Origin of the sequence: Rothia sp. L_38, from assembly GCF_050689125.1 — a bacterium.
Lineage (GTDB): Bacteria > Actinomycetota > Actinomycetes > Actinomycetales > Micrococcaceae > Rothia.
This window is the reverse complement of record NZ_JBOEQD010000024.1, coordinates 1-8,182: the sequence shown is the minus strand read 5'-3', so window position 1 is coordinate 8,182 and position 8,182 is coordinate 1. Positions and strand designations below refer to the sequence as shown.

Sequence of the window (8,182 nt, the reverse complement as noted above, 5' to 3'; positions counted from 1 at the left end):
AACCAAGGCGTGAAACTCCAGGAATAAAAAGATCCAGCCCACTCTTGGTTTCCTCCCAGAGAGGGCGGTGCAAGGCGGGCTGAACGATTACTTGTAAGTTACCACGACTAAGGGTGAATTTGGTAACCGGGGACGAGGGTGTGTCGAATTGTTACCCCCCTAGGAAATTGAAACCTGACTTTCACAATTTGGTTTAGTCCGCGAGTTTCGGCTTATTTTTCAAGGATTGTGGTGATGAGGTCTAGACCTTTGCCTAAGTCCTTGGGTTGCTGCTGTCGGGAGAGGCTTTGTTGTGCGGCTTGAATGATTGATCGTAGCTGGCGCATTTCTGGAAACAGTGGAGAAGTGGAGGGCAGTAGTGCAGCAAGTGCGGTGAGGGTTCGTGCGGCGTTGTCTGCTGCGTCTTTTGCGTCTGTGTAGTCTCTGGTGCGTGCGTGGGCGATGATAAATATGTAGTGCAGGTGGGTGTTCTCGATTGCTTGGTGGGCGAGTGTAGTCACCGTTCGTCCTTATTTGTGCAGGGGTTATTCTTTGACTGTCGGGAATGTGCACACCCCGTTTTTACAATAAGGGCATGTTTGAGTACAGAATATTCACGTTCGATAGAACAGCAGCGTCTAAGGTTACTTATCTTTACGGTAGGGAATTCTGCTTTGAAAAGGCTTGGGATGCCGTTGCGGTCTATGTGCTAAACGACTCGAGTTGGAAAGATGACCCCGTTATGCAGAAAAGCATTGCTGCGGTGGATGGCCATATAGGGGATAAGGGGTTCGAAGTGTGGGTACCCTTGGAGACTGAACTTTTCACAAGTTCTCAAGATGCGTCTGTCAGATTCGAAATAGATAAAGTTCGGTAGAGTACACCCCAACGGGGCATGTCATTTTCAGAAGACGTTTGCACAGTCAGGATGGGATGGCCAGGCTTGTGAAATCGTCTATTGAACGCTGTCCGTTCACTACTCGCGTGCACTAAGCTGAAAATGTCAGAAGTCCTGTTCACAAGGAGACAGAGATGGGCGAGGACCGAACTGAAATCGCTGCTACGAGGCATCTCACGATGCCCGAGGCTGATTGGGAACAGGCCCGCCTACAGCAACGGGTAATCGCCAGGGTGGTGTTGCAAACTCCGGGAGAAGAGCCGTGAAGCCTCCTCGCGGTCATTTAACCCGTTCAACTGCCTCTGTCTAGTCTAGATGTAGTTGAACGGGTTTGTGAACACCCACTCGGCGAAATGCTCGCGATCGGCTCCTCCGGACCACTGTTCACATCAACGACCGTTTGTTGAACGGCGGTGTGAGTCAGCCCCAGCCCTGCGACGCGACGAACCGTCTTGGGCGGCGGATGCGAGGCGCAGGCCTGCCCATCACGCCGAGTCCCGTCGGACATGGGCACATAGCCCCGCGCCCGCCAGGCCGAGTGCCGGTACGAGAAGCGCGACGGCAGGAGGCCACACGGACATGCCTGCAGGGGCCTCCCCAAGTGCCTGGGCGAGGAGCATGTGGCTGGCGTTGAACGGCAGCCACGGCGTGATCGCCTCGAGCATCGGGACCATGGACGCGAGCTGTTCGATCAGGAGCATCCACGTGATCGGCGCGGCGACGGACACCGCGACGGAGCGCGTGAGGACGGCAAGCGCCGTCGCCATCGTCACCCACAGGAGAACGACGAGGAGATAGGCCGCGAGATAGGCCCACCCCCGCGGCGACATGGCCAGCCCGTCGGGATAGAACCTCGCCGCGACGAGTGCGAGGCCGATGCCGACGACGTACGCGAATGCGAGGAACGCCCACTGGACCGCTGCCTGTGCCACCAACGAGGCCCATCGACTCTTCTGCGTGAGGAAGGACAGCGCCGTCGACCCCGCATTGATCTCGGTCGCGGTGTGTGTGCCGGCGAACACGATGGCCAGCACATGGAAGATGCTCACGCACTTGCCCAGATCACCGGCGTCGATCGGCCCTCGATAGGCCGGGTCGTAGACGATGCCCATCAGGACGATGGGGCCGACGCAGCAGCCGATCAGCAGCGCAGCGAAGATGCCTGTGGAGCGCACGGTGAGCAGTCGGCGCACCTCAGCTGTCAATGCTCGTGTCATCGCTCGGGCCTTTCTTTGCCATGTTCGGCTTCGGATGATCGGTCGGTGAGGCGGAGGAATTCCTCTTCCAGCCGGATCGGCTTGTCCGTCAGGGCAGTGATGAGCACGTCGAGGTCTCGGCAGGTCCGCGAGAGCGTGAGCGCGTCGGGGACCGTCTCGTCGAATGTCACGCAGAGTCCCTCGGGCAGTGCGGTTACGGGGACCCGCAGTCCGCGCAGAGCCTGCTCGACGCGTTCGTCGTCGTCGGTGCGGAGGAGCGCTTGGCGGCTGCGCGCGTGCAGAAGATCGGCGACGTCCCACTGGCCGAGCAAGCGGCCGTTGTCGATGACGACGAGGCGGTCGGCGAGGGTCTCCATCTCGCCGAGCAGGTGGGAGGAGACAAGGACGGCGTGGCCGCTCGCGGCGGCATCGCGCAGGAAGGCGCGCATCCACTCCATCCCCTGCGGGTCGAGGCCATTCATCGGCTCGTCGAGGACGATGTTGCGCGGTCTGCCCAGCAGGGCGGCCGCGAGCCCCAGGCGCTGCTTCATCCCGAGCGAGTAGCCGCCGATCCTGCGATGAGCTGCCTGGGTCAACGCGACGGCCTCGAGTACCTCCCAGGCGCGGCGGTCGGGTAGGCCGGCAGAAGCAGCGATGGTCGTCAGGTGCGCCAGTCCGGTCCGGCCGGGGTGGAACCAGGAGGCGTCGAGGACGGCTCCGACGACCTCGGCCGGCCTCGTCTGGGCGGTCAGCGGGAGCCCGTCGATGAGCACGGTTCCGGTGGTGGGCTTGTGGAGCCCGAGGAGGCATCGCATGGTCGTGGACTTGCCGGCTCCGTTCGGGCCTAGGAACCCGGTGATGGATCCGTCGGGGACCGTGAAGCTCAATCCTTCAACAACGGTCACCTGGCCGTAGCGCTTCGAGAGACGGTCGACCTCGATCATGCGCGCCCGCCCTGGGACCGGCTGGCCGAATCCGGATGGCCGTCCCGTCCGCCAGTCAGACGCCGGTCCAGCACCGGCGACGCCGCGGCGACGACGGCCGCGACGACGAGGGCACCGAGCGCGAGACCGGAGAGCACGTCGTGGACGTAGTGGACTCCGGCGGCCACTCGAGAGGCGGCGATCGCCAGCGCGAGAGGCAACGCGAACCAGGCGAGGCGGGGGACGACGAGGATGCAGGCGGTGGCGAAGGCAGCGGCCAGGACGGCGTGATTCGACGGCCACGACCAGTCCCCGCTCCCGGGGCAGCTGAGCACAGTGGCAGTGTCGACGACGCTGCAGGGCCGCGGCTCCTCGACCAGCAGCTTGACGGCCTCGCTCAATCCGTAGGCCGTGATCACGCCGAGTCCAGCCAGCGCCAGGAGCCAGAACCGCCGGCGCTCGCGCAGCCAGCACCAGAGAGCGAGGACGCCGGCGGTCGCCACGAGGGCAAGCAGACCGAATTCGGCCACGGATCCCACCGCCGAGGCCAGTGCCGAGCCCTCGGCGAGACCGGCGACAGCGGTGAAGAGGCGCTCACGCACCGGATACGTCGCGAGAGCGAGGGCAGCAAGAGCTGCGACGGCAATCAACAGCGCGGGCCACGGCACGGGGCGGGACGAGGATCTGCGCGACGTCGAAAGCGTGCGCGTCGAAGTTTCGTGAGTCATGAAATCCACACTATAGACGCGGTTCGGCCTCAGAATCTGCCATGCGGGGCGACTCGTCTATGCCCACGGTCATACCGGCGAGGTGCTGCGCACGCCCGATCGAGGGAGGCAGCGAGCCCACGGTCCCCGGTAGAATGGAGCGCATGACCCTAATTAATCGTCCGTCTGCGCGCCGGAGCGTCGACGCGCTAACGGCAATCGGTTTCGGGGTGCTGGCCTCCGCGCCGGAGCCGGGCCTCTTCATGGCCCTGCTCACCGGCATCGCCGCGATCGCAATCGGGCTCTGGTCCAGGGGTCCGCGCGCGGGCCTGGGAGGACTGGCAGTGCTGGTCGTCGTGAGCATGGCCCGGGCCACGTGGCTCGACGGGCACTGGCTCTACGTCGCGGAGGAGTTGCCCCCGGCGCTCATGCGCGCTGGTGTGCCCTGGCTGATCGGTCTCGCCGTGCGCCAGTACATCGTCCTCGGGCGGAGGGCAGACCGCGAGCGAGAGCTGCGGCAGGTCCAGCGCCTGGCCGAGCTCAAGGAGCGCGCCACCGCCGACCGGCTCGCCCTCGCGCAGTCGCTGCACGACGACCTCGGCCACTCGTTGAGCCTCGTCGCGCTCAATCTCGGACGGCTCGAGATCGACCCGGCACTGCCCGAGAGCGCCCGCACCTCGCTCTTACACGCCCGCAACGACCTCGCCCACGCGGTCGAACGCCTGGGGGACTCCGTCTCCGACCTCAGATCCGGCGCTCCCGTGCTGCCAATGGGCGCAGCATCTGTCGATGCACTGCTGGCCCGGGCCCGCGCAGCCGGTGCGCGCATCACCGTGCAAGGACTGCCGGAACCCAGGCGGCTGCAGGACTTCGGAGGCGAGCAGGTCACGAGGGTCCTACAAGAAGCGATCACGAACGCAAGCAGGCACGCTCCCGGCACCCCAATCGACATCACCGCTGCCGACGTCGGTGCCGAGCTGCGTCTGAAGATCGAGAACGCCCTCGGCGAGACTCCTGCCGACGCGCACACAGCGGGCACGGGCCTGAGCACTTTGGAAAGTGAGCTCCGCGCCCACGGCGGAGAACTCGCCGCGGAGAAGACGGACAGTGCGTTCGTCCTCTCTGCGGTCCTCCCGACTCGCCGTCAGGAGCAGAGCACGCACGATGATCGCGCTGTGGAGGCGACGAGAGACGTCGATGAGAGCTCGACCGGCAGAACGAAGCTCCGCCAGCGACTGATTCTCGCCTCGACCGCGGCGATCGTCGTCGTCGGGCTCGCAGCGGTCGAGGCGCTGACGGTGGTGCAGAACCACCGCGCGCTGCTGTCGGCAGGGGCCTTCTCAAGCATCAGCGTCGGAGACGCGCGGGCGGAGACCGAGCGGATCCTGCCCGGCCACGAGCTGCCGGCCAGGCGGGGCGAGAACCGACCGGACGACTGCCACGACTACGCCGTGACCGCGAACACCTTTGACGACGCTGCCGGGGACGTGTACCGGATCTGCTTCGCGCAGGACGAGGTCTCCAGCACCGAGTACATCGCAGGAGGACAACGATGACAGCGACCGAGGCCCCGGTCAGAGTCCTGGTCGCCGACGACGACCCCCTCGTGAGGACCGGCATCGTCGGGATCCTCGACACCGATCCCGCCATCGAGGTCGTAGCCCAGGCCGCCGACGGAGCAGAGGCCCTGCGCAAGATCGACGCGCACCGTCTCGACGTCGCCCTCTTCGACATCCAGATGCCCGGGATGAGCGGACTCGACGCGCTGCAACGGCTCCGCTCCGACGGGAGCGCGCTCCCCTGCCTGTTCGTCACCACGTTCGGGGAGGACGACTACATCGCCGAGGCCATCCGGCTCGACGCAGACGGGTTTGTCCTCAAGTCCGGCGATCCGCGCCAGCTGATCGCCGGTGTGCACGCCGTCGCCGGTCGCGGAGCGTTCTTCTCGCCCTCGGTCGCCCGGCGTCTGCTCGACTCCGGCGTCTCGACGACGTACACCCAGTACGCGAGCGCCGTCGAACGCTTCGAACGCCTCACGGCTCGCGAGCGAGAGATCCTGATCCGGCTCAGCCAAGGAGAGACGAACGCTGAGATCGCGAAAGCGCTGTACCTCGCTCCCGGCACCGTCAAGGTGCACGTTTCCGCGATCCTGCGGAAGACTGAAGCGCGCAACCGCGTAGAAGCAGCCCTCATCGCCCTTCGCGCCGGACGAGCCTAGATCTTCTCGGGACGACGACGATCAGGCTTCGTCGTGCCGGAGCTTCGGAACGTCCGCGACGAGACCTTCGATGGTGTCTTCGGGGCGGAGACAAGCGCCGCGCAGAGGAGGTCGAAATCTGCCACGGCACCATTGTTCCCGAGTCGCGTCCGACCCTGCTCGCGCGGAGAAGGTCCCGGAGTAGATCTGGGGGCGTTCTTGTGGTCATTCTCAGAAGACGAAGTCGGCGGCTGTCTCGCCGACCTCGGCGCACATCGAAGCGAAGTTGCTCGCCTCGATGTCGGTCCTGGACGTCGCAACGTCCGCGAAGTTCTTCAAAGTGTCCTCGGTGATCTCGACGCGTATCGATTCCGCCGCGACGTTCTCCAACGGCGACTTGCCGATCCACGTCGCCTCGAACGCTGCTCCATCGCCGCCGTCGACCCGCTCGAGGGTGGCGACGCCCTCGGACTTCGTCTGGCCGGCGCAGTTGACGATCCCGTAGGTGACCTCGCCCGCCTCCTCGTCGAGCACCCAGCGCTCAAGCGCGGGCGAGAAGTTCTGGATCGCGCGGAGATACTGGACATGCCCGTCCTCGACGCCCAGGTCCGCGGTTGCGCCCGACTTCTCGCCCTGGCCGCCTTCCTCGGTGCTCTCGTCGCCGGTCTCCTCGGCCGGGGTCTCCGGCTCGGTAGGCTCGGTAGCCGGTGCCGAGGGGACTGGATCCTGCGCTTCGGCATGGAACGCGGCGCGGTCCTCGTCGTCGCCGGGGTAGCTGCACCCGCTGAGCGCGAGAGCAGCGGCGGCCAGCAGTGCTGCGCCGATGGTCGTGATCGCCGCCTTCGTCATCAGACGTCACCCCTCTCGGCATCGGGCGTACCAGTGGTCGTCTTCACCTGGAGGCCCGACTTCGTCTTCATCTTCGAGACCAGGTTCGTGAACAGCTGCGGCGCGACGATGAAGGACGCGATGAGCGCCGAGGCGGCTCCGGCGATCCAGACGTTGCTGAAGATGCCGAGCGCCACCGAGAGTCCCCAGCGGAAGATCATGTAGCCGACGGTGAAGCCGAGCGCCAGCAGCGCCATCCGCCAGATGGGCGAGCGGCCCTGGAACTCGCGCCAGGCGGTCTTGAGCAGGCCGCGCGTCTCGCCGAAGTCCTTCCGGTTCTTCTCCGGGACGACGATCAGCCCCGCCTTGAGCATCATCGAGATGAGCTGCATGAAGAAGAAAAACAGGCCGGTCGCAGCCAGGTCCAGGGCTCCGGCGTTGGAGATCGCCCAGGCGGCCATGCCGACAGCGCCGCAGGCGAGCAGGGTGCCCAGCACCGTCCAGGCGTGGTTCTCGGGGCCGCCGCGGTCGAGCTTGATGTTGATGTTCTGGTCGGACATGGTCCTCACTCCTTCGTCTCGTCCAGCTTCGCGGGGCCGGAGATGATCTTGATGGCGTCGTTCGGCACGGGAGCGACGCTCTGCTGTGCCTCACCCGCCGTAGAGGAGGCCGACAAGCTGCTTCGCCATGTCCGCGGCGTCCGCCGCGATGAAAATCTCGTCATCGGTATCCAGAATCAACGCCACGGTCTCTGAACTCCTGCTATGTATCTTGCGAGCGCATTCTTGATCCGTCCTTGCAAGGTAAGCCAGTTGTGGTGTTGTCGAATAATGATGGTTGCATTGTTGCTTTGTCGGCTGAGGCTAAGGCTTTGGGGTATGCGATGGGTGATCCGTGGTTTCAGATTCGGGTGCGGGCTCGGGAGCAGGGAGTGGTTGCTAGGTCCTCGAATTATGAGTTGTATGGGGATATTTCTAGTCGGGTGATGGCTGTGTTGCAGGAGCAGGCTGCTGAGTTTGAGCAGTATTCGATTGATGAGGCTTTTTTAACGGCTCCTGTGTCTGCTGGTGAGGCTGTGGTGCTGGCGCGGAAGATTAAGGGTGATTTGGCGCGGCGTGTGGGAGTGCCGGTGTGTGTGGGTGTTGCTTCGACGAAGACGTTGGCGAAGTTGGCTAATAAGACGGCTAAGAAGGTTCCGGTTTTGGGTGGGGTGTGTGTTTGGGATTTGTTGCCAACTGAGCGCCGTGAGGCCTTGTTTAGTGGGTTGCCGGTGTCTGAGGTGTGGGGTGTGGGTTCTCGGACGACGGCAAAACTGGAGAAGATGGGGATTCGGTCGATTGGTGATTTGGCTGCTGCTTCTCCTGTGGTGATTCGGAAGAAGTTTAGTGTGGTGTTGATGCGGACGGTTCTGGAGCTTAATGGGGTTGTGGCATTGGAGTTGGAGCCGGTGCGGG

8 protein-coding genes and 1 pseudogene are annotated in these 8,182 nt (G+C 64.3%); 3 read left to right on the top strand and 6 right to left on the bottom strand.

Features of this window, described 5'->3' with window-relative positions; all coding sequences use genetic code 11:
* Positions 1 to 212: 212 nt before the first annotated feature.
* The 4 genes from ACRCJM_RS11860 to ACRCJM_RS11845 all read right to left on the bottom strand — a co-directional run bounded on the left by ACRCJM_RS11860 (position 213) and on the right by ACRCJM_RS11845 (position 3,724).
* The gene (locus ACRCJM_RS11860) at positions 213 to 500 is read right to left on the bottom strand and encodes a hypothetical protein (protein WP_431465069.1); all 288 of its coding nucleotides are present in this window, start codon (positions 498 to 500) and stop codon (positions 213 to 215) included.
* A gap of 862 nt (positions 501 to 1,362) precedes the next feature.
* Positions 1,363 to 2,094 (bottom strand): ABC transporter permease, encoded by a 732-nt coding sequence (locus tag ACRCJM_RS11855; protein WP_011867678.1) that lies wholly within the window; start codon positions 2,092 to 2,094, stop codon positions 1,363 to 1,365.
* Positions 2,091 to 3,017 carry an ATP-binding cassette domain-containing protein gene (locus tag ACRCJM_RS11850; protein ID WP_011867677.1) on the bottom strand — a complete coding sequence of 309 codons (927 nt, stop codon included), beginning with the start codon at positions 3,015 to 3,017 and terminating at the stop codon, positions 2,091 to 2,093. Before ACRCJM_RS11850 ends, ACRCJM_RS11855 begins: the two co-directional genes overlap by 4 nt.
* Positions 3,014 to 3,724: a phosphatase PAP2 family protein gene (locus ACRCJM_RS11845; protein WP_080972059.1), complete on the bottom strand. Its 711-nt coding sequence runs from the start codon at positions 3,722 to 3,724 to the stop codon at positions 3,014 to 3,016. The genes ACRCJM_RS11850 and ACRCJM_RS11845 overlap by 4 nt, the downstream gene beginning before the upstream one ends.
* A gap of 143 nt (positions 3,725 to 3,867) precedes the next feature.
* On the opposite strand from ACRCJM_RS11845, the gene ACRCJM_RS11840 reads away from it, so the two are divergent.
* Together ACRCJM_RS11840 and ACRCJM_RS11835 are read left to right on the top strand one after the other, a co-directional pair.
* Complete coding sequence (locus tag ACRCJM_RS11840; RefSeq protein ID WP_185173909.1) at positions 3,868 to 5,259, top strand: sensor histidine kinase; 1,392 nt, start codon at positions 3,868 to 3,870, stop codon at positions 5,257 to 5,259.
* Positions 5,256 to 5,921 carry a response regulator gene (locus ACRCJM_RS11835; protein ID WP_185173910.1) on the top strand — a complete coding sequence of 222 codons (666 nt, stop codon included), beginning with the start codon at positions 5,256 to 5,258 and terminating at the stop codon, positions 5,919 to 5,921. The genes ACRCJM_RS11840 and ACRCJM_RS11835 overlap by 4 nt, the downstream gene beginning before the upstream one ends.
* A 210-nt stretch (positions 5,922 to 6,131) precedes the next feature.
* Here ACRCJM_RS11835 and ACRCJM_RS11830 read toward each other — a convergent pair whose 3' ends face one another.
* Positions 6,132 to 6,749 (bottom strand): hypothetical protein, encoded by a 618-nt coding sequence (locus tag ACRCJM_RS11830; protein ID WP_011867673.1) that lies wholly within the window; start codon positions 6,747 to 6,749, stop codon positions 6,132 to 6,134.
* The gene (locus ACRCJM_RS11825) at positions 6,749 to 7,288 is read right to left on the bottom strand and encodes a hypothetical protein (RefSeq protein ID WP_431465068.1); all 540 of its coding nucleotides are present in this window, start codon (positions 7,286 to 7,288) and stop codon (positions 6,749 to 6,751) included. The genes ACRCJM_RS11830 and ACRCJM_RS11825 overlap by 1 nt, the downstream gene beginning before the upstream one ends.
* A gap of 254 nt (positions 7,289 to 7,542) precedes the next feature.
* On the opposite strand from ACRCJM_RS11825, the pseudogene ACRCJM_RS11820 reads away from it, so the two are divergent.
* A pseudogene (locus ACRCJM_RS11820) lies at positions 7,543 to 8,182 on the top strand (DNA polymerase V subunit UmuC); the annotation flags it as partial.

Bases quoted from the DNA above. Each gene is read 5' to 3' on its own strand.
- ACRCJM_RS11855 (WP_011867678.1), bottom strand. From the start codon at position 2,094: ATGACACGAGCATTGACAGCTGAGGTGCGCCGACTGCTCACCGTGCGC.
- ACRCJM_RS11850 (WP_011867677.1), bottom strand. From the start codon at position 3,017: ATGATCGAGGTCGACCGTCTCTCGAAGCGCTACGGCCAGGTGACCGTT.
- ACRCJM_RS11845 (WP_080972059.1), bottom strand. From the start codon at position 3,724: ATGACTCACGAAACTTCGACGCGCACGCTTTCGACGTCGCGCAGATCC.
- ACRCJM_RS11840 (WP_185173909.1), top strand. From the start codon at position 3,868: ATGACCCTAATTAATCGTCCGTCTGCGCGCCGGAGCGTCGACGCGCTA.
- ACRCJM_RS11835 (WP_185173910.1), top strand. From the start codon at position 5,256: ATGACAGCGACCGAGGCCCCGGTCAGAGTCCTGGTCGCCGACGACGAC.
- ACRCJM_RS11830 (WP_011867673.1), bottom strand. From the start codon at position 6,749: ATGACGAAGGCGGCGATCACGACCATCGGCGCAGCACTGCTGGCCGCC.
- ACRCJM_RS11825 (WP_431465068.1), bottom strand. From the start codon at position 7,288: ATGTCCGACCAGAACATCAACATCAAGCTCGACCGCGGCGGCCCCGAG.